The 23,400-nt window shown below is 49.6% G+C and carries 15 protein-coding genes and 4 pseudogenes; 8 read left to right on the forward strand and 11 right to left on the reverse strand.

Annotation, left to right across the window (positions count from 1 at the left end):
- Positions 1-32: 32 nt before the first annotated feature.
- The 4 genes and pseudogenes from KHX94_RS06375 to KHX94_RS06390 form a co-directional block, all read right to left on the reverse strand.
- Positions 33-3,157 (reverse strand): annotated as a pseudogene (locus KHX94_RS06375) (efflux RND transporter permease subunit).
- A 2-nt stretch (positions 3,158-3,159) separates the two neighbouring features.
- On the reverse strand, positions 3,160-4,302 hold the full coding sequence (locus tag KHX94_RS06380) for an efflux RND transporter periplasmic adaptor subunit (RefSeq protein ID WP_244859355.1): 1,143 nt from the start codon (positions 4,300-4,302) through the stop codon (positions 3,160-3,162).
- Positions 4,303-4,521: 219 nt separating this feature from the next.
- Positions 4,522-6,228 carry a formate--tetrahydrofolate ligase gene (locus tag KHX94_RS06385; RefSeq protein WP_213682800.1) on the reverse strand — a complete coding sequence of 569 codons (1,707 nt, stop codon included), beginning with the start codon at positions 6,226-6,228 and terminating at the stop codon, positions 4,522-4,524.
- 136 nt (positions 6,229-6,364) lie between these two features.
- A pseudogene (locus KHX94_RS06390) lies at positions 6,365-7,200 on the reverse strand (MaoC family dehydratase).
- Positions 7,201-7,383: 183 nt separating this feature from the next.
- Here KHX94_RS06390 and KHX94_RS06395 point away from each other — a divergent pair.
- Complete coding sequence (locus tag KHX94_RS06395) at positions 7,384-8,151, forward strand: methyltransferase domain-containing protein (RefSeq protein ID WP_213682801.1); 768 nt, start codon at positions 7,384-7,386, stop codon at positions 8,149-8,151.
- Here KHX94_RS06395 and KHX94_RS06400 read toward each other — a convergent pair.
- Positions 8,110-9,030: a TraB/GumN family protein gene (locus tag KHX94_RS06400; protein WP_213682802.1), complete on the reverse strand. Its 921-nt coding sequence runs from the start codon at positions 9,028-9,030 to the stop codon at positions 8,110-8,112. The genes KHX94_RS06395 and KHX94_RS06400 overlap by 42 nt on opposite strands.
- Positions 9,031-9,075: 45 nt before the next feature.
- Here KHX94_RS06400 and KHX94_RS06405 point away from each other — a divergent pair, with 45 nt between their 5' ends.
- A complete protein-coding gene (locus KHX94_RS06405; RefSeq protein ID WP_213682803.1) occupies positions 9,076-9,390 on the forward strand; it encodes a prephenate dehydrogenase in 315 nt (104 codons plus the stop codon).
- 86 nt (positions 9,391-9,476) lie between these two features.
- Positions 9,477-11,228, forward strand: coding sequence for a GGDEF domain-containing protein (locus tag KHX94_RS06410; protein ID WP_244859356.1), 1,752 nt, complete (start codon positions 9,477-9,479; stop codon positions 11,226-11,228).
- A 3-nt stretch (positions 11,229-11,231) separates the two neighbouring features.
- Here the strand turns inward: KHX94_RS06410 and KHX94_RS06415 are convergent, their stop codons facing one another.
- The gene (locus KHX94_RS06415; RefSeq protein WP_213682804.1) at positions 11,232-11,777 is read right to left on the reverse strand and encodes a DUF3016 domain-containing protein; all 546 of its coding nucleotides are present in this window, start codon (positions 11,775-11,777) and stop codon (positions 11,232-11,234) included.
- Between the two features lie 159 nt (positions 11,778-11,936).
- Between KHX94_RS06415 and KHX94_RS06420 the strand changes: the two genes are divergently transcribed.
- From KHX94_RS06420 to KHX94_RS06430, 3 genes are all read left to right on the forward strand, one after another.
- Positions 11,937-12,266 (forward strand): hypothetical protein, encoded by a 330-nt coding sequence (locus KHX94_RS06420; protein ID WP_213682805.1) that lies wholly within the window; start codon positions 11,937-11,939, stop codon positions 12,264-12,266.
- Positions 12,267-12,449: 183 nt separating this feature from the next.
- Positions 12,450-12,728, forward strand: coding sequence for an HU family DNA-binding protein (locus tag KHX94_RS06425; RefSeq protein WP_342345836.1), 279 nt, complete (start codon positions 12,450-12,452; stop codon positions 12,726-12,728).
- 280 nt (positions 12,729-13,008) lie between these two features.
- Positions 13,009-13,701 (forward strand): TorF family putative porin, encoded by a 693-nt coding sequence (locus tag KHX94_RS06430; RefSeq protein WP_213683349.1) that lies wholly within the window; start codon positions 13,009-13,011, stop codon positions 13,699-13,701.
- A 162-nt stretch (positions 13,702-13,863) separates the two neighbouring features.
- On the opposite strand, the pseudogene KHX94_RS06435 reads toward KHX94_RS06430, so the two are convergent.
- From KHX94_RS06435 to KHX94_RS06445, 3 genes and pseudogenes are all read right to left on the reverse strand, one after another.
- Positions 13,864-15,584 (reverse strand): annotated as a pseudogene (locus KHX94_RS06435) (putative bifunctional diguanylate cyclase/phosphodiesterase).
- A 7-nt stretch (positions 15,585-15,591) separates the two neighbouring features.
- On the reverse strand, positions 15,592-16,026 hold the full coding sequence (locus KHX94_RS06440; RefSeq protein WP_213682807.1) for a response regulator: 435 nt from the start codon (positions 16,024-16,026) through the stop codon (positions 15,592-15,594).
- Positions 16,023-18,158: a CHASE domain-containing sensor histidine kinase gene (locus KHX94_RS06445; RefSeq protein ID WP_244859357.1), complete on the reverse strand. Its 2,136-nt coding sequence runs from the start codon at positions 18,156-18,158 to the stop codon at positions 16,023-16,025. Before KHX94_RS06445 ends, KHX94_RS06440 begins: the two co-directional genes overlap by 4 nt.
- 293 nt (positions 18,159-18,451) lie before the next feature.
- Between KHX94_RS06445 and KHX94_RS06450 the strand changes: the two genes are divergently transcribed.
- A complete protein-coding gene (locus KHX94_RS06450) occupies positions 18,452-18,634 on the forward strand; it encodes a PA3496 family putative envelope integrity protein (RefSeq protein WP_213682808.1) in 183 nt (60 codons plus the stop codon).
- Between the two features lie 13 nt (positions 18,635-18,647).
- Here the strand turns inward: KHX94_RS06450 and KHX94_RS06455 are convergent.
- A pseudogene (locus KHX94_RS06455) lies at positions 18,648-19,615 on the reverse strand (PDC sensor domain-containing protein).
- A 409-nt stretch (positions 19,616-20,024) separates the two neighbouring features.
- On the opposite strand from KHX94_RS06455, the gene KHX94_RS06460 reads away from it, so the two are divergent.
- Positions 20,025-21,827, forward strand: coding sequence for a M4 family metallopeptidase (locus KHX94_RS06460; RefSeq protein WP_213682809.1), 1,803 nt, complete (start codon positions 20,025-20,027; stop codon positions 21,825-21,827).
- 55 nt (positions 21,828-21,882) lie between these two features.
- Here KHX94_RS06460 and KHX94_RS06465 read toward each other — a convergent pair whose 3' ends face one another.
- Positions 21,883-23,256 carry an alanine/glycine:cation symporter family protein gene (locus KHX94_RS06465; protein ID WP_213682810.1) on the reverse strand — a complete coding sequence of 458 codons (1,374 nt, stop codon included), beginning with the start codon at positions 23,254-23,256 and terminating at the stop codon, positions 21,883-21,885.
- Between the last annotated feature and the right edge of the window lie 144 nt (positions 23,257-23,400).

Here is a 23,400-nt window from a genome sequence, read left to right on the forward strand (position 1 = left end):
ACGCCGCAGTTGGTTAGCATCAGCTTGCTATATCAGTCGTCATGTACGGGTCTACGGGCAGGAAACAGTTTACGTACCAACACGAAGAACAGCGGTACTAAGAATATTGCCAGCACAGTTGCTGTTAGCGTGCCGCCAACGATCCCGGTACCGATTGACATACGACTGGCCGCCCCCGCTCCGGTTGACACGGCCAGCGGTAATGTCCCAAAAATAAATGCCATAGAGGTCATCAATATCGGTCTTAGCCGGAGTTTTGCGCCTTCCATCGCCGCATCTAGCGCTGTCATCCCGCGCTCGTAAGCCACCTCAGCGAACTCGACGATCAAAATGGCGTTTTTCGATGACAAACCAATGGTCGTCAGCAGTGCCACCTGAAAGTAGATATCATTTTCCAAGCCGCGCAGCATTGCCGCCAGCGCCGCCCCAATGACCCCAAGCGGGATCACCATGATGACAGAGAGCGGCACAGTCCAACTCTCATATAACGCCGCCAAACAGAGAAATACCACCAGAATAGAGATGCTGTACAACAGCGTTGACTGCCCGCCAGATAACTGTTCCTGATATGACAAGCCACTCCAGGCATAAGTGGTGGCGCCACTTGGCAGAGCGTCTGCTAGGCGCACAATCTCATTCATCGCCTCACCGGAACTGATGCCATTAGCCGCCCCTTGGATCTCGTATGAGGCATAACCGTTAAAGCGGTTGAGACTTTGTGGCCCTGCGCCCCAGGTAACATCACTGAAAGCTGAAAACGGTGTCATCGCCACACGGCCTTGGCTGTCAGTGCCACGGACATACCAGTAACGCAAATCATCCGGTTGTGAACGATATGGCGCATCGCCCTGAACATATACTTTTTTCACCCGGCTTTTATCAATAAAATCATTAACGTAACTACCAGCCCAAGCGGTACTGAGGGTGTTATTAACATCCGACAGACTCAACCCCAACGCGGAGGCCTTGGCTGAATCAATGTGTACTTTCAGTTCCGGCGTATCACTGAGACTGCCTTCGCGAATAGAGGTCAGTAATGGATCCTGTCTTGCGGCGTTGAGCAATACATCGCGGTATTGCGACAGTTGTGCGCGATCGGTGCCAACAGTTGCCAGCAGTTGATAGGAGAAACCACTGCTACGCCCAAGACCACGCACCGGAGGCGGCGACATAGCAAAAACTCTGGCATCACGAATAGAGGCAAAATAATGACTGGCCCGCTCAGCAATCGCCTGGGCACTGTTGCGTGCGCCGGGGCGTTGATCCCAGTTTTTCAAGGCAATGAATGCCATCCCCGCATTCTGCCCACTACCACCAAAACTAAAACCTGAGATGGTAAAAATCGTCTTAAGGTTGTCTTTTTCCTCAGTCATAAAATAATGCTGGATCTGCTTGGCAACGGCGCGAGTGCGCTTCACCGATGCCCCGGTTGGCAAGTTGTACTGCACCATCAAAATGCCCTGATCCTCGTTTGGTAAGAATCCACCGGGCAGATGTGACATAGCCCCAGCTAAGGCCGCGATGATCAGCCCATAAACCAGCATCCATCTCAGTGGCCGCTGTAGCACCCGCGCGACACCACGGCCATAGCTGGCACTAAAACGATCGAAATTGCGATTGAACCAGATGAACAATCCTTTGGCTTCATGCTCGTGCGCCGAGGGTTTTAACAAGCTGGCACATAGCGTGGGACTCAGCGTTAAGGCGACCAGCACTGACAGGATCATTGATGACACAATAGTGATGGAAAATTGCCGGTAAATAACGCCGGTGGAACCGCCAAAAATGCCATTGGTAGAAATACTGCCGACAAAACCACGGCGATCCCTATCAATGCCGAACTGATCTCATGCATGGATTTGATGGTGGCGGCACGTGGCGAGAGTTTCTCTTCTCGCATCAGACGCTCAACGTTTTCGACCACCACAATGGCATCATCCACCAGCAAGCCAATCGACAACACCATCCCAAACATTGTCAGCGTATTGATGGAATAACCAAAGGCTTGCAATACCCCGAATGTCCCCAGTAACACTACAGGAACGGCAATGGCTGGGATCAAGGTGGCGCGCCAGTTCTGTAGAAAAATCCACATCACCAGCACCACCAGCAACACGGCTTCGAGTAATGTTTTCACCACTTCTTCAATAGACACCCGGATAAAATCCGTGCTGTCACGCGGATAGGCTACTTGATAGCCATCCGGGAAGGTACTGGCCATCCGCGCCACGGTGTCTTTGACCAGCGTGGCCGTGGTCAGGGCATTGGCCCCTGGTGCCAGATTGATGGCCATCCCGGATGCCGGATGACCATTCAGCCGCGGCTGAAAACTGTAGCTTTCACTACCAAGTTCGACCCTAGCAACATCCTTCAGCTTTACATCCGCGCCATTGTAGTTGTGTTTAACAATGATCTCGCGGAACTGCTCAGGCGTCTGCAACATTGATTGCGCCGTGACCGTAGCATTCAGTTCCTGCCCATCCACAGTCGGCAATTCGCCAATACTCCCGGCCGCCACTTGGGCATTCTGCACCCTGAGCGCACTGGTAATATCGGCAGGGATTAACTCATAAGCCGCTAATTTTGCTGGGTCTAGCCAGATCCGCATCGCGTGCTGAGCGCCAAATACCCGCACATCACCCACCCCTTCAAGGCGAGCGATAGGATCCTGCATATTGGAGGCGAGGAAATCAGCAACATCATAAGAACTGGCCTTATCAGTAGCATCATATAAGGAAAACACCATCAGAAAGTCGGTCTGGGACTTGGTAACTGTCACCCCTTGAGATTGCACCGCCGTTGGCAGACGCGAGGTTACCTGCTGTACTTTATTCTGTACTTGTACCTGTGCGGTGTCTGGATCTGTGCCCTGCTCAAAGACCACCGAAATCTGTGCCCGACCTGAGCTGGAAGAAGAGGAGAAATACAGCAAACCATCAATCCCGGTGAGCTGTTGTTCCAATACTTGAGTGACACTATTTTCTACCGTCTGTGCATCAGCCCCGGTGTAACTGGCAGAGATGTTAATTGTCGGTGGGGCCACATCTGGGTACTGTGCAATTGGCAGCGATACAATCGCAAAAACCCCGGTTAGCATGATAATGATGGCAATAACCCAGGCGAATACCGGACGATCAATAAAAAAACGCGCCAACATACTTAGCGTCCTTCCTTGCCAGTTGTGTCAAGCGCCACAGTTTCAGCCTTGACGGTCTGACCGACTCTGACTTTATTGGAGCCTTCAACCACCAGCATATCGCCCGCCGCTAACCCGCCAGAGATCACCCACTGATCGCCGATAGCCTGTTCCGTTGTCACCATCTTCTTAGCGATTTTGCCGTCCTTGTCCACCACCAAGGCGTAGGCATGCCCCTGATTATCGCGGGAGATCCCTTGCTGTGGCACCTTGATGCCATGCTGATCAACCGCCACTGCCAGTTTGGCGCGGACAAACATCCCGGGCAGTAAAATATCATCAGGATTAGCAAACTGTGCCCGTAGCACTACGGAACCAGTGGAACGATCAACCGAGACTTCCCGGACTTTCAGTTGCCCCTCGTACGGGTATTCGGAACCATCTTCAAGAATCAAACTGACGTTGGCATTGCCTTTAACCACCCCGGCGCGAGACAACATTTTGCGCAGTTCCAGCAAATCCTTACTGGATTCATTCAGGTCAACATTCATGGGATCCAGCGTATTGATGGTCGTCAGCGCCGTGGTTTGAGCTGCACTGACCAAAGCACCGGGCGTGACATTTGAGATGCCGATATAACCGCTGATGGGTGCGGTAATTTTAGTACGTTCTAAATCAATCCGGGCGCTTTGTAAGGCCGCTTGGTAACCCGCGACACTGGCATCAGCTTCCATGAACGCAGCATGAGCGTCTTCAGCGTCTTGATGGGAAACGCTCTTGTCTTGCAGCAATGCCTGATAACGCTGATCTTTTAGTCTTGCCGCTTCCTGCGTTGCCAGTGCCGTACGTAAATCAGCCTCCGCTTTAGCATAAGTGGCGGCATATGAGGCGGCATCTATCTGGTACAGTACGTCACCCGCATTAACTTTGGCGCCTTCGGTAAACAGCCGCTGCTGAATAATACCGCCCACTTGTGGCCTCACCTCAGCGCTCAACGAAGCCACGGTTCGCCCCTGTAACATAAGGGTCAATGGCAGTACTTGTTGGGTCACTTTCACGACCCCGACGGTAGGGTCGGTTGCCGCAGGTTTATGTTGTTCCTGACAGGCAGTCAATGTGCCAGTAAGTAGCAAGGTGAGTGATAGCAGTGTTATTGTTTTTATCATAAATAGCAGCTTGGCAGACGACGGATACAGCCAGCACGATAATGCAAGAGTGTTTTGTCGCCAAGCGTCTAAGGCAGGAAAAACCGTAAATTAGTGGTATTAAGTATTTCAAAGTGTGAATGCCGTGAAACCGCAACCCAGATGGCGTTGCCAATCACGGCAATAGCTTGCTTAACCACCAGCAGCCACACGTTAAATCATCCGGTTAGGCCAATTTTATTAGAGACCGCAAATATTGCCCTCAGCATCAATGTCGATATGCAGATAACCGGGATTAAGCCCCAACCCAGGCATGGTCATCACATTGCCCGCCAAGGCAGTGACAAACCCCGCGCCGGCATTGAGTCTTAGTTCATTGATGGGCAGCACAAAACCACGAGGAACCCCTTTTAATGCGGGATCATGGCTAATCGACATCGGCGTTTTAGCCATACACACAGGCAATTTATCCGCACCGAGTTGCTGCAGCTGCTGTAACTGCTGCTGCGCTTTGTCTGATAGCGATACCCCCGCCGCGCCATAACCCAGTTCAGCCAAGGTTGCTAAACTGGTTTGCAAACCAGCCTCAGGATGATACAGGGGATGAAAGTCTGCGGGTTGCTGTAACGCCTGCAACACTGCCTGAGCCAAGGCTAACGCACCTTGCGCGCCGTGACTAAAAGCTTCACTGACAACACAGTCCGCGGCACCAGCATTAATGGCCGCCTGTTGCAGCCAAGTAAGTTCCTGTTCCGTATCCTGCGGGAACCGATTGATAGCCACCACAACGGGTACGCCATAACGCCGCACATTATTCAAATGCCACGCTAAGTTAGCAAAGCCCTGCTGCAAGGCGGTGAAATCAACCGCACTAATATCCTGTGGTGGTGTTGGTGCATGGCTTTTCAATGCCCGCAGAGTAACCACCAGTACCGCACAATCTGGCGCATGACCAGAGGCACGAACTTTAATATTACAGAATTTTTCAAAGCCCATATCAGAGCCGAAACCGCCTTCCGTCACCACATAATCCGCCAGTTTCAAGGCGATCTCATCGGCAATAATAGATGAATTGCCATGAGCAATATTGGCAAACGGCCCGGCATGGATCAGGCATGGGGCACCGTTAAGAGTCTGCATCAGCGTTGGTTCAATGGCCTGACGCATGATGGCCGTCATCGCCCCGGCAACACCTAATCTTTCTGCGGTCACCGCTTGGCCGTCTTTATCAAAGGCTAATAGCAGTTGCCCAATACGACGGCGCATATCTGCCAAATCGCGACTCAGCGCCAACACCGCCATCAACTCCGATGCTGCCGTAATTACAAACGAGGCGCTGTGTTCTGGGCCATTGTTGCTCCCCTGTCCGACCGTTATCTGCCGCAGAGCACGATCGTTATGATCCATCACTCGCGGCCAGAGCAGTCGCTCAGGATCAATATTCAACGGCGTTAAGCCACTTTGCTGTGCAAACGCTGCGGCCCCAAGCCGAGTTTCATGGTGCAACCTGGCATCCAAGGCGGCAGACGCCAGATTATGCGCACTGCTGACAGCATGGATATCACCGGTAAGATGCAGGTTAAGTTCTTCCATCGGCACGACTTGCGCATAACCGCCGCCGGCGGCACCACCTTTAACCCCAAACACTGGCCCCATACTGGGCTGACGCAAACAAGCACAAACTTTTTTATTGAGAGCATGCAGCGCCTGAGTGAGGCCAATACTGGTAACCGTTTTGCCTTCACCGTGAGGGGTTGGATTGACCGCAGTGACCACAATAAACTTACCGCAAGATGCTGCGGCCAGACGTGGCAACACCTGTAGTTGTACTTTGGCTTTGGCGTCACCTAGGGTGTGATATTCATGGGGCGTTAGCCCTAATGATTGGGCAACTTCGGTAATTGGCCGCCGAGGGCTTTGACGAGAAATTTCGCTATCTGACAGCATGTAGGGGGTCCAGCGCTAAGACGATATTTTATTATTGAGCGCGCATACTAGAGCAATCATCGGCTCGACAAAAGCCGCACGCTGTTTCGAACAATAAATACTGAATCCGTATCAAAGAAAGCCGTTTACCCGTGGACTAATCCATAAAGGTAATATTGCCCACCAGGTGCGGTCGACGCCCTTTTTGATCCCGCAATTCAAACAAGATACCGCTAGCAGAGGTTTGTGCATTAAAGCTGACACGAGCGGGCATAAACAGCGGTAACTTAAACGCGACATCGATAGTGAACGGCCGCTGCCCAATCTGTGGCATCAGTTCTGCCACACAACGCGCCTTGGACCACATTCCATGCACCAAGACCCGATCAAAACCAAAGCGCTTAGACAGCAGTGGATGCAGGTGGATCAGATTATAATCACCAGAGGCTCTGGCATAACGCCGTCCCAGATCTTCCTCTAAGTCCCAAAATACCGGTTCCTGCCAGTCCATATCAGCACCTTTCGGAGGTCTGGCTCGGCGACCTGGTTTGTCCATGCGGTACAGGTAGGTCGATACGGCATCCCACACCAACTCATCACCACGATACACTTTGGACAATAGCTCAAATTCCAGCCCGGAGTCAGTCTCCCGGCTCTCCCCCACAGCACAGTCAATATCCAGCAACTCGTCCACCGCCACACTGCGATAGCAACGGATCTGGTTACGTAAGTGGATCAAACCGAGCAGCGGAAAGGTAATGGCTTCATGGGTAAAAATGGTGGCATGCAGGCGGAAAGCTGCGACATACAGATACGTTGGCGGTAAGGTTTTGCCATCAAACGCAAAACCGCAAACATCCGCGTATTCAGCCACTTTTTCTGCCGACAACTGTACTTGTCTGGCACTGACTTGAAGATGCGGCAAAGGTTGCTGATCCCAGCCAGGTTTACGCCCGAAAAAATCTTGCGATATAAGGAAAACAACGAGGGCATAGCCCGCAATTCCAGACAGGATTCCATCACCAACGGTTACCACTCCTATTGATACAGGCGAACATTATAACCATACTTTGGCTCAGGTCTTAGTCCGAATTTGTGTTATCACCCGCTGACACTGTGCTAACCAAGCCGGAGTATGAGACACTAAGCGCTTTCCACACCCTAAGTTATTCCGCCGTGCAGGACAAGAATTTCGATAAACTCGCGCAAAAGTTTGCCCACAATATCTATGGTACCACCAAAGGTGATATCCGTATGGCCGTGCTTTGGCGCGATTTACAAGAGCAATTACCGCTGCTGGGGCAGCGGCGCTTGCGAGTGTTGGATGCTGGCGGCGGCTTTGGTTATTTTAGCCTGAAACTGGCCAAACTCGGGCATCAAGTGGTGCTATGTGATATCTCTCAGGCCATGCTGCAACAGGCTCAGCAGTTGATTGATGCAGAAACCGAAGCGGTGGATATCACCTTAATCCATGCGCCCATACAGCAACTTAATGCTGATGAACTGGGGCAGTTTGACCTCATTCTATGTCATGCGGTGGCAGAGTGGCTGGCGGATGCCAAAGAAACGCTCGCCCAACTACTGACGTTGTTACGCCCTAGTGGTCTGTTTTCCTTGATGTTCTATAACAAGGAAGCGATGCGCTTTCATGCATTAACGGCGGGTAATTTCGATTATGTACGCAATGGCCTTAAATCGAAAAAGAAAAACCGCTTAAGCCCGGAACATCCATTGGAGATCCCCACCGTTCGCCAATGGTTCAATGACTGGTCGGTCACCCTACTGTGTGCCTCTGGCGTGCGGGTTATTCACGATTACATGAACAAACGTCTGCCAGACAACTATGACGAGCGCCAGCTCATTGCCATAGAGTTGGAATACTCACGGCGCGAACCGTATCTGTCACTGGGGCGCTATGTCCATTTTCTGGGGCAAAAGCGCTGATTGCTCAGTGTTGATGTCACACGACACCTGCCAGCAATCACGCACATTAGCACCGGCTTGCTGCAAGTAATCCAGCAAGTTGTAGTCTCCGGCTAAGTGCGCACTGCCAACCGCGACAAACAGCGGTTTGGCCTGCTGCTGTAACAGTTGTTGTAAACGCTGCGACATCTGGCGATTGCGCTGCCATAGCATTTTATCCAGCATTGGCTCCCCACCTTGAGCCTGCATCTGCTGCTGTATGAGTCTGGCGATGGTCTGTCGGTCGCCGCGCTGCCAGGCATCCACTAACGCCTGAATATCCACATCTGGTGCCTGAATACTGTCACGCACCATCGCCCATTGGATCTTCGGTTCAAAGGACGCCAACATTTGCAATTGTCCCTGTGCGGTTTCCAGTTGCAGCAATGGCTTACTGCCTTTTAACCTCAGTAACTGTTGCTCAACACCAAACTGCGGTGATAGCCCCATACGCGCAAAACGTAACATGCTGATCTGTACCGACTGCAACCAAGGTGAAAACTGCGCTAATTGTTGACAAATCCCCAACGGCTGGCAGTAATTATCCACTAATTGCTGCGTTTCACTGTCGGCTTTTATGGGCTGCATGCCATACTGTTGCACCCACTGTGGCATTTGTGGGTCCTGAATATCCGCTTCCAGCACCAATGCTGAAGACTGCGCCAATGCCTGATGAATGCTGGCGGGCAGCGGATAGAAATCGGCTTTACCAACATGAAATGAGCCGAGTATCCAAGCCGTTTTCCCTTGGTAGTCCACTTGGTAAAACAATGGGGTTAGCGCTGGTACGGCAACAGCTACTTTGCTCAAAAACAGGGCAAATACCCACAGTAATCCTTTCCAACGGCTTGTTGATGCCATTAGGCTTCCTTATAATTTTCACAAATTCTTTAAAGGACTCTCGTTATGCCATACACCAAGGTCATAGCGCAACTGAAGGCCAATCTGCAAACAGCTTATCGGCAAGCGGTTGACGCCGATAACAGTCTTGACCAACTAAAACAGCAAGGCCACGCTAAATTTGCCAAAATTTTCACTGACGATCAGGGATTTACCACCTCAAGCAATCGTTTTTTACCCTATGTGCAAGAGCTGGCAGAGTTAGTGGCGAAACTAGAACAAGACAAAGCACCCGCACAGCAACAACTGGAACATTTAGTTAAGCAGCTGGCAATTTTGCTGCAAACACTGGCGCGCTTCAAAGAACAGGGCCGCCAATAGCCGTTGATCACAAAATCGACAGCGGCGGATTGGTTGTCATCTGTTTGTCACGGAATATTCATAAGCTGCGGCACCGGTTCAGATGAATGCGATACAAGCAGATGAATACCGATCATGCAGTACTGCTGGAGCAGATAATCCGGCAGGCAGACATAGCGATACATTTTCAGCCCATCGTCAACATTGACACTAACCGGATGTACGGTTTTGAAGCGCTGAGCCGCGGGCCAGAGCAAAGCCCGCTTTATTCCCCTATTCGCCTGTTCAGCGTTGCAGAGCAGCACGGCCGCTTATCTGAACTGGAAACCCTGTGCCGCACCCAAGCTTTGCAGCGATTTCAGCAACAGCAATTACCGGGCAAGTTATTTGTTAACATCAGTCCGATGGCGTTGCTCGATCCGCGCCATCCGAAAGGCCACACCTTGAGACTGGCACAACAACTAGGATTGCCGCCCTCCGCCATTGTCATTGAACTTTCCGAACAATATCCGGCAGAAGATATTGATCTGCTGAAAAGCTGCCTCGATTATTATCGCCATCAAGGATTTCAAGTGGCGTTAGACGATCTTGGTGCTGGCTATTCCGGCCTAAGACTGTGGTCTGAACTGGCACCTGATTACGTTAAAATTGACCGTCACTTTATCGACCGCATTGATCAGTTCCCGGTAAAACAGGAGTTTGTACGCTCTATTGTTACCTTATGCCAAAGCCTTACCTGCCAAGTGATTGCGGAAGGGATAGAGACCGAAGCGGAGCTGGCGGTGTTGCAAAGGCTGGGGCTCCAGTTATGCCAGGGATTTTTGCTGGGCAAGCCACAACCTCAGCCGCCAACGAAACCACATACTTGGTTTCCATCGTTCCGCTCACAGCAACAACCCCGTTATAACGAAACGGCTGATTGTCTCTGTCAGGACGCCATCTCGTTGCCACCCGATACGCGGATGAAGACACTCAGTCAACTGCTGTTGGATCGCCCGGCCTTGCAGGCTGTTGCCATTATTGAACACAATTTTCCACTGGGACTGGTATACCGGCAGAGTTTACTGGAACTGTTTTCCACCCCATACGGGCGCGCATTGCATGAAAACCATCCCATCACAGAAATCATGGATGACGGCGTACTGATGGTCGAAGGCAGTGAGCCGTTATCCTCAGTCAGCCAGCAATTGACGGCAGATAACAACCAATATGTGGCACAGCAGTTTATTATTTTGCAGCAGGGAAAATTTCGCGGTCTCGGCCACACGCGCGATCTGCTGCAACGGCTCACGGAACAGCGGATCCAAACCGCGCGCCACGCAAATCCACTGACTGAATTGCCTGGTAATGTGCCAATCCAACAGGAACTATTGCGTCTGGGACAACAGCAGCAACCGTTTTATCTGGCGTATCTAGATCTCAACAACTTCAAGGCCTACAACGATGTTTATGGTTTTGCCAAAGGCGATGAAGTTATCCGTTGTGTAGCTGATCTGCTGAGATTTCATGGCCGTCGCCATTTCATTGGGCATGTGGGTGGCGATGATTTTGTGATGATTGGAGCTGATGCCACCATAGTGGAACACAGCCGCCAGATCTTGGCGGAGTTTGACGTTATCAAACGGCGTTTCTTTACGGCTCAGCATTGGGTCGAGCAATCATTTCTTGCCAGAAACCGTCAACAAGAACTGTGTTTGCAACCGCTGATGAGCCTCAGTGTTGGCCTGATCCCGCCACATCTCACAGAGGGAGCCAGTGAAGCACAACTGTCCCATCTGTGTGCCCAGGCAAAAAAACAGGCAAAACTCACCGACAGTGGATTTTGCCTGCTGCAGATCCCACAAGTACAGATTGCCTAAGACTTAGAGCTTGGGGGCAACTGTGTTATCGAACCAATCTTTCAGTAAGGCTTTTTCGTACTTAAAGCTGGAGTTATCGATATTGCTGATACGGTCCATAAAACGCATATCTCGCAACTTTTCAGACCCCACCATAATCACCTGCTCACCATCTAGGACCCGGTAAGAAAAGTTAATTCGTGGCGGATAAATATCTTTAATGATACGGATATCGCTCGTTGATGCCTGACCAAATGTCGGACGTAAATCTCCTGCAAGATCGACATCGGTCACCACCAGTTCCAGTTTTTCTTTATCTTTCAGAACCTTTTCAGAGGCTTTATCCAATGCTTTGGTGAGTTCGTCAAACATGCGCTGTTCGTAGCGTTTTTGAACCTCAGTTGCAGTACGAATGTCGGTATACTTATTGGGAGTTTGCCATTCGATTTTAACCTTACCAGCAGTGGTTACCGGATTAGCCGCTACATCACCAGCTTCTTCCGTAGCCACGGCACAGCCAGCACTCATGATACTGAGTATACTGGCGAAAAACAGATAGCCAATTTTCATCTTTGTCTCCTTGTTGGCAACCGGACTGCAATATCTCCGAGGGGAATAGCGATCCATTAGGTAGTGAGAATGACATTAAGCATCATTGAATAGTTGGATATTGGATGTAGCACCTAGTTCACACTCTAAGTTAACTTTATCATTTTTTACAGTAATAAAATGGCCATCCATAAGGGAGATTGCCGTGAAAGTATCTGTCCCCATTGTCTTCACCTGCTGCTTGCTGGTTGCGGTAGCAGCGACCGTTTTTGGATCAGTCGCAGTTCATCGTCCACCATTCCGGAAGGCTGGACAGCATTTGTCTATCATCACGGTTTTGGTTCAGCCAATTATTTGAAAAAAGAGGGCTTTGCTACTTACCAACAATGTCGTGAATATGCGGTAGCACAGTCAACAAAATATGAAAACGCCCCTTGGGAATGTGGTGGTGGCTGCCGCTTTGACTCCAGACGCCAAGGATATGTATGCGAAGAGATGCGCAATCACTAACAGCTTATGCTATCGTCAATAACAGCGTTGTCTCCCGGTGTCAGAGCGAGATTGACTGATGTGAGAGGTGCCGATTAATTTTTAGTGATGTTTTACCCGATAATTTGGAAAATTCACTTTCATTAGGTAGTGCCTTGTGGCAGGTTAACAGCGCTATAACAATATCTACGGAAAGAAGAGAGTATAAAAATGAATAAAACCGAACTGATTGCCAGCATGGCTGAAAAATCTGAGCTGACAAAAGCTGAAACCGCCCTGGCACTGAAGTCTTTTGAAGCCGCAGTAACTGAAGCACTAAAAGCCGGAGATAAAGTATCTATCGTGGGATTCGGCTCTTTTGAAACATCCACTCGCGCCGCTAGAACTGGACGTAATCCACTGACGGGTAAAGAAATTCAGATCGCCGCTGCCACTGTCCCCAAATTCAAAGCCGGTAAGGCACTCAAAGACAGTGTTAGTTGAATTTCCCTAGCTCAGTAACAAACGCCTCTTCAATGAGGCGTTTTTATTTCTACCCGCCATCAGTTGTTGCACTATTTTTGTGCAACCAGCCCCATAATAATGCAGCAGTTTGTTTACATATAAGGCACTATTTAGTTAAGTTTTTGTAAAAACTCACTATTCACTTTTGGCACAGCTTTAGCTCATCTTTCCGAGGAATAACATCAGCACAATGAAAAGCCAACGTTCCGGCGCGTTTTCCGGATCTCCGGCAACTGTAAAAGGGAAAAAGGGGATGAGTATGAAACAAAAACTGCTGTCACTGAGTGCGCTCGCAAGCTTAATGATGATTGCGCCCATGAGCCAGGCCACTGTGACCGGAAATATTGGGGCAACGTCTAACTATTTGTGGCGTGGCGTTACACAAACTGCCGATAGTGCAGCGGTACAGGGTGGCGTAGATTACAGCCATGAATCCGGCTTCTATCTGGGTACCTGGGGTTCCAATGTCGACTTTGGTGACGACACCAGTTATGAAATGGACGTTTATGGCGGTTTTTCTAATTCCATCAACGATGACTTTAGCTATGATGTGGGTTATCTATATTATGGTTATCCAGATGCTGAAGGTTCCATTGACTTCGGTGAGTTGTACCTGAATTTAACCTGGAAATGGTTAGAAGTGGGCGCGGCTAAATTTGTGACCGCTGGCGATGACGTTGCTGCTGATGGTCTGGATGACAAGGATTACGCCTATTATCACATTGCCGTTAGCTATCCTCTGGCCGACAGCATCACATTAGGTGCTTACTACGCATACTCTACTGGGGATGTGATCACCAGTTGGTACGGTGTCGATAACTATTCTGAATACAATATCTCAGTAACCAAAGACACCAGCATTGGCGCGATTTCCTTCAAACTGGCAGATACCGACCTGCCTGACGATGACGTGAAATTTGTGTTGGGCTACACCTACGAATTTGAATTCTAATAAATATCAATAAATTACAATAATAACGACAAGCAATAACAATAATAACTGAGGGATCAAGGTGATGCCAGGATGGCCACTGTTATGATCCATTGTAGACTTTCAGCCGTGCCTGAATCTAACCCGTCATCCGTTCTACGGATGGCGGGTTTTGTTCTTTAATCAAGCTTGGCCGGCAATAAGTGGCTGGAGGTATTGCCTCCAGAATTGCTCTGGAGGCATGGGTTTGCCATACAAGTAACCCTGTAACAGATGGCAACCATGATCACGACAAAACTGTGCCTGGCTTGCTGTTTCAATCCCTTCCGCAACCGACAATACATTAAAACCTCTGGCAAAATTGATCAGTGCTGCCAGTAAACATCGTGCCCGTTCATCTTGCTCGATACCCCACACAAAACTTTTATCTATTTTTAGTACCTTAATGGGGAAATCCTTCACATGTTCCAATGACGAAAAACCAGTACCAAAATCATCTAGAGATAGTGTCACCCCCATTGCCACCACGTCTTCGAGTACTTCGGCTAATTCCCTCGGTTTTTCAATCAGGGCGTTTTCAGTGATTTCCAACTCCAGCAGTTCTGCAGGTAAGCCACTACTGCACAACGCCATTTCAACCTGCTGCAATAGCTTATCTTGGAGTTTCTGGGATGCTGAAAGATTGACGGCAATGGTCAAACGTTGGTGAGCAGGTAACTGCTGTAACCATTGCTGGGTCTGGCGACAGGCAGTGGGCAATACCCATTCACAAATCGCATCCATCATTCCCAACTCTTCAGCAACCGGCAAAAAGCAGTCTGGCGCAATCAGCCCATCTTGCGGATGCTGCCAGCGCAGTAAGGCTTCCATCCCTTCCAAAGCCCCCGTATGGGCATTAAATTTTCCCTGATAGAACAACCGAAATTGCTCAAACTCCAGCGCCTGTCGTAACCCAGTCGCAATATGCTGGCGCTGTTGTACCGCTAAATCTAGCGCCTCCGAATATAACTGCAGTTGGTTACGTCCACGCTGTTTAGCGCGATAGAGGGCGATGTCGGCGCATTTCAGCAGTCCAGAACTGTTGGAGGCTAAGGCGCCATAGCTGGCAATCCCCGCACAAGCACCGATAAATAACGGCTGCTCATCGATAGTAAATACCGGTTGCAGTGTTTGTAACAAAGCCGCGGCCAACGGTTCGGCGGTGAGTAACACCTGGTTTCCGCTTAATACCACCACAAACTCATCACCGCCAACTCTTGCCAGCAGACAATCATCAGGAACCACCTGACGCAGACGCGCGGCGACGTCCACTAGCAGGCGATCGCCCATCTGGTGTCCATGAGTATCATTAACACCTTTAAAATCATCCAGATCCAACAGGATCAATGCCAGTTCGGCATTTTGCTCCCGAGCCATTGCCAACGCCCGACTCAAACTCACCTCAAAGCCGTAACGATTTAGCAGGTGAGTGAGCGAATCATGCTCTGCTAGATTACGCAAACGTTCGTGGGTCTTCTGTAGCTCCCGGCTCATGCTGGCTCGCTGTTTTGCTAGACGAATCGCCCGGGTCAGCCGCCGGGTATTGACTTCGTCTTTGAGCAAAAATCCTGGGCCCCCATTTCAATGCAGCGATCTGCCAGATTTTCATCTTCATAGCGCGAAATCATCACCACCGCAGTGGCGTCGCCCGCAGTGGAGTGTAACTGGGGTAATAGCTCCAAACCGTTAGCATCCGGCAGACGATAATCGAGAATAATGCCGTCAAAACGCTGCAGACGGACTAAATCCAATCCGACCTGGGCACAGTTAGCTTCGACAACATTAAAGCCGATATCTGACTGTGCCAACGCTCTTATAATCGCGGTTCTGTCAATCTCATCGTCATCAATCAGCAATAGTTCCATATTCTACTCACCCTGCATCAGGCGGCAGCACCACTATCCGCCAGTAGTTTTCCAGCATGTTAAAGATGCTGATAAATTCATCCTTGATATGATGCTTGACTATGTAACCCGCGACGTGATGCTGATACGCGGCCACTTTGTCTTCGTCAGCCGAGGAGGTGGTCAACACAAAGACAACAGACAACGACAGTTCGGCTTCATGACGTAACTGTTCGAGGAATTCCAGACCATTCATCCGTGGCATATTGAGATCCAGCAGGATCAGGTAAGGCCGATGGACCTGTTGCTGTCGCAACATCTGCAGCGCTTCCAGCCCGTCTCTGGCGCGTACTAACGGGTTCAGCAAGCGTAATTGCTTCATCGCCCGCACCACCGCCATATGGTCGATATCATCGTCATCAACCAACAGTATGGTGACTTCTTTGTAAGGCATCGCGGTCATTGCTGCTCCTTGAGGGTTTTCGGCCAAGTAAAACAGAAGCGACTGCCACGCCCTTCCGACTCCAACCAGATGCGGCCACCAAAACTTTCTACACACTTTCTGACCAGTGATAATCCTAAACCGCTGCCCTCCACTTCATCACGTGGACGTAACGTCTGAAAAATGGCAAACACCTTGTCATGAAATGCTTCCGGGATCCCGGGACCATCATCCGCAACGCAAAAGCAGTAATGGTCATGCTGTTCGCGGCAACTGACACAGATAACGCCGCCGTCTTTGTCATGATGTTTGATGGCGTTGCTAAACAGATTGCGAAATACCAACTCCAACGGCACTCTGGCAGTGACAAATTCCGGTAGCTCAGTTTCGATTTCCAAATGGTAACTGGGCTGCATATTGACCAGCGAAAAGACCTCATCGACCAATTGGCGGGTGTCGGTCATGACCAGTTGCGCATCGACGCGACCGATGCGGGAAAATGTCAGCAGTCCATCCAGCAGCAATTCCATCCGTTGCACCCGGCTGCGGATCAAGCGCAGATACTTCTGCACTGTGTCACTCGCATTATCAGCTAAGTCCTCCGAAAGCCAATCAGACAGCTGTTCAATGCCCCGTAGCGGTGATTTGAGGTCATGGGAGGCAATATAAGCGAAACTATCAAGCTCACTGTTAATCCGCTCCAACTCGGTAGTATGGCGAGCCTTTTCCTGCTCAACTTGCTTGCGCTGCGAAATATCGTTAATGGTGGCCAGAACCGCCGGGCCATTGCTGAACATGACGGGAGTCAGACCAACTTCAACCGCCACCAGCGAACCATCACTGCATTGGCCATAAAGATCGTCACGACTGGACATATTTTTGGCTATTGGCTGCTGAAAATACTTCGTCATATAGTGACTGTGATGGCTGTGCTGTGCTGCTGGCAACAACATGTTGATCCCTTGGCCAAGCATTTCATCGCGGGAGTATTTAAACAACTGCTCGGCATGCGCATTCACCAGCGTCATCACGCCGTTATGGTCAACGATGACCATCGCGGAAGGTGATGCTTCAATCACGAGTCGGAAACGTTCTTCGTTCTCTAGTAATGCCTGTGCTAACTGGCTTTCTTTGAAACGCGCCTTGGCGTTGTGATACAGAAAATAAAACAGCAAGATCCAAAACGAGCCCCCAAATGCCAGTAACAATGCGCGTTGCAACGATTCAGTGGCAGAGACATAACTAGTAGTGCTGTGGGTCACCAGCAACCACTGGTGCCCGCCAATCTCCAGCAATGTTTCATTGTTATGGTAAATCGCCGCTGGGCGCGGGCTGCTGCGATACATCAACTCGGCTCCGTCAGCTGCAGTTCCATCGTAAATCTCTAACTGCAACATCGAAAAACGATCGCCAATAATGTTCTCCATCAGATTATTCATGCGAAACGGGGCATAGACCATACCTTGCGCCTGGCGCTGACCATTGGGGTTTTCCTTAAACAGCGGCAGATACATCAGAAATCCCGCTTGTTGATCCTGACCCGTTTCCTGCACTAAGGTTATCCGCCCAGAAATGGCCGCTTCTCCGGTAGCCAGCGCTCGGTCTATCGCTTTGCGCCGTACTGGCTCAGAGTACATGTCGTAGCCAAAGGCCCGCCGATTACGCCAGTCGAATGGTTCTAAGTATACAATCGCCAAATACCGCTCCCGTTGGCCTTCAGGGTGAATTTGATAATCTAGAAACCCCTCATTCCGAATGGCTTGCTCTTCTGGTGCCACCTGCGCAGCAGTTAGAAACTGGCTGTAGCCCATGCCCTGAATGCCTGGATAGAACTCGTTCAAGCGGGCGTTTAGCACATAATGATGCCACTCCTCTCGGGTAACATTGCTGGAAGACATAAAGAGCCCCAGACCACCACGCAACACCTGCTCGTATGTGCGCATCCTGTCGCTGATAGCATTTTTCAGCAGCCGTGTTTGAAATTCAAAACGCTCCTGCCCACGTTGCTCAATGTAAAAATTGAACAGATAACCACCAACCAGAATAAACACCAACGCAAATGCCATCACTAACCACAATGACAACGGAATTGAAAACTCAGGAAATTCCTGGTCTATTTTTTGGGGATCAGAACTGACAGCAACCTTTACCATCCGAGGCAACTCATCCTTCAAGTGTCAACAGATGAAGTCTGGTAGTTAATTGAAAAAATCAAGATCTCGGACAAGTCGTGGCGGGCAGTCATAGCGTGTTGACGCATAGTGTCAAATTGTTGCAGCGATCGCACTTTAGCAACCACGCAATTGCTAAATTAGCGGCTAAGGGAACGAAACGATTGCCGGAGAGCAACAAAAATATTTTGCAGTTCTGACGAATATTTTTTGCTTTGCAGCCGCATGTTTTTTGGCTAGAAATTTCGCATATATCTGTCATACAGGAGTTCTTTATGGCCCATATAGTTGACTTAGTACCCAACGATGCAGAAATCGAAGCGATGACCCATCCTAAAAACCGCCAAGCGGAGCGCGTGCTGAAACACAGACGCGAGGTAAAACGCCGTCTTGAAGATTATCTGGAGCGCCTACAACTGCGTAAGGCGCTCGCACTGGATGATGATGAAGAGTTTTAACTGAAACAGGGCGTTAGCCCTGTTTTCCTTTCATATTATAGTTTTGCTGAGTTAACAGCATCTCGGCTTTAGCCCCTAGGTATACGTACAAACCCAGCGCAATCAATAACCCGACCACGGCCAACATCATCATGATAGCCCCTTGAATATATTCAACTTCCCCCAATGATGCTTTAAACATTGTCAGCAGCGCTTCAATGGAGATGGCAATCAGAATCGTAGAGACAAAGCGAGTAATCGTACGGCGCGTAGAGCTGTGCCTGAAGATATCTTTATGCATCAGCACTTCCTCTTCGAGAATGGTCTTACCAAGATCAAACACCGCCAACGCCAGCGTAATGAAGATGATAATGCCGAAGGGTTTAAGTGAGTCATGCTGTAAATCGCCGCCCAGCATCAACAGATGCCAGATATCCCGAGCAGCAATCGACATCAACACCGCCACAATAATAAACAGCCCGGCCACTAATAAGGCATAAACGGCTTTAAATAATGGGGTCACTTTACGGCGAGTACTGTCTCCCATCATAAATTCAATCAAGCGGGTGAGATTGATATCGACCACCACATACCCCTTCTTCCCGGATGCTAACGTCAGCGCCAAAGATGCCGACAGGCATAGTTGACCAGAGGCATTGGAAAGATAAGGCTGGGTAATCTGGGTGCCAGTTTTATCGCGAACATTGAGGTAATAAGGGCGTTGACTGCGGTCAGGGCTCTCCCCACAGATAACAGCTTAACCTGTTGATTGATCAACGCCAGGTTGGGACTGATCTGTCGCCCAGAATTGTCCAGCAGATACATCAATTCCACAAACGGATAACGCGCGGCGACATCACTAAAAACCTTTATCGCTTTGCCTGTATCATCAAACAGTTGCGTATCCGACATCCCGGTCAGAATCGACTCCAGCAGCTCATGTACCAGCGTTTCATATTCATGATAACGCTCAATGACACTGAGATAGCTCATACTTGCCATAATCGCTCCCGGTGTTTAAAACCTGCTGAATTTTAAGCAGTTTTAATGCCAAGGATAAAAATCATTGAAAACAAGGCATTAAAAAACATGTTTCAGTTATGAATGACTCAAATCCAAGCAAGTGCACCAAAAATAGGCAGCCATAGTGCAATCTCGAAAGCTATTAACAAATCGACAATCCAATTTTCTGATAAACATACCGTTAACCATCGCCACAACACATTGTTATTTTGACAAAAAGCGTTTTTTTGACGGTTTTATCTCTACTCTCAAGTCACAAACCTTCTTGAATCAATAAAAACTAATATTAAACAATAAATTTATTGAGTTTTAACTCTATATTAACTATTTATAAATAACTGTTACAGAAAGTAACAGTGTCAACAACCATAAGGAAGGATCCTTAAACATGAAAATGACAACACTCACAGCAGCCATGATAGCTGCCTCCACCTTCGCCCCCACTGTACTTGCCGCATCCATTGTGCACCTAAAGCCTGATGCAACAGCCGCCCAGTCGCTAGCGCCGTCTGTTAGCCCAGCTAAAGCACTGGGACTATCTGACAGTCAGAGTTTTAAAGAGCACAAGGTCAAGGTTGGCAAACATACCAAGGCACGAATGCGTCAGTTCCATAAAGGCGTAGAGGTTTACGGTGTGTCGATGGCGGCTGATGTCAGCCCAATGGGGGTTTACTCCAACCTGTCGGGTAAATATGTCAGTGGGTTAGATACTGATGTTGCGAATATCACTCCAGCATTTAATGACAAACAAGCGATTGCCTTGGCGCTGAAAGCCAACCATTTACAGAGTGCCCAACGCAGTCAGGCAAAGCTCTATATCTGGCTGGATGATAGCCAGCAAGCTCATCTGGTTTATCTGGTGGATTTGTTTGTTTCAGAGCCACAACCTAGCCGACCTTTTACCATCATTGATGCCACCAGTGGTGAGCCCCTGAAACAATGGCAACAGCTGACTTATGCCCAACAGGCAACAGGTCCAGGTGGCAATGAAAAGACCGGTGAATACTTCTACGGTACTGACTATGGATATTTGCAGGTCAATGACAGTTGCCAAATGGATAACGCCAATGTCACAACGCTGGATATGAACAATCGCACGAACGGCAGCGGCACCGTAGTGCAGTTTACGTGTCCTGATAACCCGGAAAATTATGTGAATGGCGCCTACTCTGCCGAAAATGATGCGCACTATTTCGGTGGCGTGATCTTTGATATGTATTCTGACTGGTTCAACACGTCACCGCTGACATTCAAGCTGGAAATGCGTGTGCACTATGGCCGAAGCTATGAAAATGCCTTCTGGGACGGTACTGGCATGACTTTCGGTGATGGCGCTACCACTTTCTACCCATTGGTCAGTCTTGATGTTTCTGCCCATGAAGTATCTCACGGCTTCACTGAGCAGAACTCAAGTCTCATCTATTCCGGGGAAAGCGGTGGTATCAATGAAGCTTTCTCAGATATGGCCGGTGAAGCTGCTGAATATTATATGAAAGGCAGTAACGACTGGATGGTCGGAGCCGAGATATTTAAGGGCAGCGGTGCACTGCGCTATATGGATCAGCCGAGTCGTGACGGCATATCCATCGACAGTGCCAACGATTACTACAGTGGACTGGATGTCCATTATAGCTCCGGCGTATTTAACCGGGCCTTTTATCTGCTGGCAACAAGCAGCGGCTGGGATACGCAAAAGGCTTTTGAAGTTTTTGTAAAGGCCAACCAGCTATACTGGAACGCTAACTCTGGCTTTGATGATGCCGCGTGTGGGGTGTCGCAAGCAGCAACAGATCTGGGCTACAGTGCCAGCGATGTAGAGACCGCTTTTGCTGGCGTAGATGTGGATGCAAGCTGTAATACCACCACCCCGCCACCCGCCACAACTGGTGAGCTGCTCAACGGACAACCGGTTAGCGGGATCTCAGGTGCCAGCGGTTCTGAACAACGCTGGACGTTTGCCGTACCTTCTGGAGTTCAAACGGTGACTATCTCTACCAGTGGTGGCAGCGGTGATGTGGATCTGTATGTGAAATACGGCAGTGAACCTACCAGTAGCAGCTATGATTGTCGTCCGTATCGAAGTGGTAACACCGAAAGTTGTAGCTTCAGGCGTCCAAGTGCAGGAACCTTTTACATCATGTTGAAGGGGTACTCAGCGTATTCTGGCGTAACCCTGACGGGTTCTTACTGATCGCTGATTAAGTTAAAAGGGCAGCTGCCGCTGCCCTTTCTAATGAGATAAATACTCACACTGATTTTTCTGCTGCCAACGCTTTCTGCTTTGTAAAATATTCGCGGGTCAAGCGGAATACTACTGGGCTCAACAGCAGCAAGGCGATCAGATTTGGCAATGCCATCATCGCATTGAGGGTATCCGCCAGCAGCCAGATAAATTCCAGTTTTGCAATCGCCCCAATAGGCACCACCAGCGTAAAGATCAAACGAAACGGCTTGATGGCATTAACACCGAACAAGAACTGCACACATTTCTCGCTGTAAAAACTCCAGCCAAGAATGGTGGTAAAAGCAAATATGGCCAAGGCTACCGCCACCACATAATTGCCAATAGGGAAGGCGTGACTGAAGGCATAAGATGTCAGCGCAGCACCGTTTTCACCTGAACTCCAAGCACCGGAAACCACAATGGCCAAGCCGGTAATAGAACAGACAACAAGGGTATCAATAAAGGTACCGAGCATCGCCACTAACCCCTGCGTGACCGGGTTATTGGTCTGCGCGGCCGCATGCGCAATCGGCGCACTACCAAGGCCTGGCTTCGTTGGAAAAACCCCTCTGGCAACCCCATAACGGATAGCAGCCCAAACCGCGGCCCCAGCGAAACCGCCTTGCGCGGCTACCGGTGTAAAAGCACTTTTGACCACCAGCGCAAACGCCGCAGGAATATCATCGATATAAACCACTAATACCGCTAGGCCAGACACCACGTAAAAAATGGTCATCAGCGGTACCAGTTTGCCGGCAACATCAGCAATGCGTTTGATGCCGCCCATCAATACTGCCCCGACTAATAACATCATCACCACCCCGGTGATCCAGGGAGCAATGTGAAAGTTAGCAGACAATGCGTCAGCAACAGAGTTTGCCTGCACCGTATTACCAATACCAAAGCCAGCAAAAGCGCCGAAAAAGGCAAATAAAGTGCCCAGCCAAGTCCATTTACTGCCCAGACCATTCTTGATGTAGTACATCGGCCCACCGATATGGTTGCCGTGTTCATCTTCTTCACGGTATTTCACCGCCAGCACGGCTTCAGAAAACTTAGTTGCCATACCAACCAGAGCGGTACACCACATCCAGAACAACGCACCAGGGCCGCCCACCGCAATGGCGGTTGCCACACCCGCGATATTACCGGTACCAATAGTGGCTGACAGCGAAGTCATCAAAGCGTTAAAGGGACTGATCTGCCCTTTCACATCGGCATCTTTTTCAGGAATACGACCCGACCAAAGCAATTTAAAACCAGTACCTAGCTTCAGCACGGGCATTAATTTCAGACCAACCGAGAGAAACAATCCTACGCCGAGGATCATCACCAGCATGGGCACACCCCAAACCAGTGAATTAATTTGATTGACCAACGAGACTATGACTTCCATCCAAACCTCATGTCTTTGTTATTGTTATAAATGTCATGCCAAACGAGGTTTTTTATAAACCAAGGCTAGGCACAATGAAGCCTCAGGTTACAACGAATGGTTAACAATTGGAAATAACCAATGTCAACCGTGCTGGCATCTTCT

It is taken from the genome of Shewanella dokdonensis (genome assembly GCF_018394335.1).
GTDB classification, from domain to species: Bacteria; Pseudomonadota; Gammaproteobacteria; order Enterobacterales; family Shewanellaceae; genus Shewanella; species Shewanella dokdonensis.

Excerpts from the sequence above, each read along its gene's own strand:
- KHX94_RS06380 (WP_244859355.1), bottom strand. The coding sequence starts at position 4,302 with ATGATAAAAACAATAACACTGCTATCACTCACCTTGCTACTTACTGGC.
- KHX94_RS06385 (WP_213682800.1), bottom strand. The coding sequence starts at position 6,228 with ATGCTGTCAGATAGCGAAATTTCTCGTCAAAGCCCTCGGCGGCCAATT.
- KHX94_RS06400 (WP_213682802.1), bottom strand. The coding sequence starts at position 9,030 with ATGGCATCAACAAGCCGTTGGAAAGGATTACTGTGGGTATTTGCCCTG.
- KHX94_RS06405 (WP_213682803.1), top strand. The coding sequence starts at position 9,076 with ATGCCATACACCAAGGTCATAGCGCAACTGAAGGCCAATCTGCAAACA.
- KHX94_RS06410 (WP_244859356.1), top strand. The coding sequence starts at position 9,477 with ATGCGATACAAGCAGATGAATACCGATCATGCAGTACTGCTGGAGCAG.
- KHX94_RS06415 (WP_213682804.1), bottom strand. The coding sequence starts at position 11,777 with ATGAAAATTGGCTATCTGTTTTTCGCCAGTATACTCAGTATCATGAGT.
- KHX94_RS06420 (WP_213682805.1), top strand. The coding sequence starts at position 11,937 with ATGGCCATCCATAAGGGAGATTGCCGTGAAAGTATCTGTCCCCATTGT.
- KHX94_RS06430 (WP_213683349.1), top strand. The coding sequence starts at position 13,009 with ATGAAACAAAAACTGCTGTCACTGAGTGCGCTCGCAAGCTTAATGATG.
- KHX94_RS06440 (WP_213682807.1), bottom strand. The coding sequence starts at position 16,026 with ATGACCGCGATGCCTTACAAAGAAGTCACCATACTGTTGGTTGATGAC.
- KHX94_RS06445 (WP_244859357.1), bottom strand. The coding sequence starts at position 18,158 with ATGGTAAAGGTTGCTGTCAGTTCTGATCCCCAAAAAATAGACCAGGAA.
- KHX94_RS06450 (WP_213682808.1), top strand. The coding sequence starts at position 18,452 with ATGGCCCATATAGTTGACTTAGTACCCAACGATGCAGAAATCGAAGCG.
- KHX94_RS06460 (WP_213682809.1), top strand. The coding sequence starts at position 20,025 with ATGAAAATGACAACACTCACAGCAGCCATGATAGCTGCCTCCACCTTC.
- KHX94_RS06465 (WP_213682810.1), bottom strand. The coding sequence starts at position 23,256 with ATGGAAGTCATAGTCTCGTTGGTCAATCAAATTAATTCACTGGTTTGG.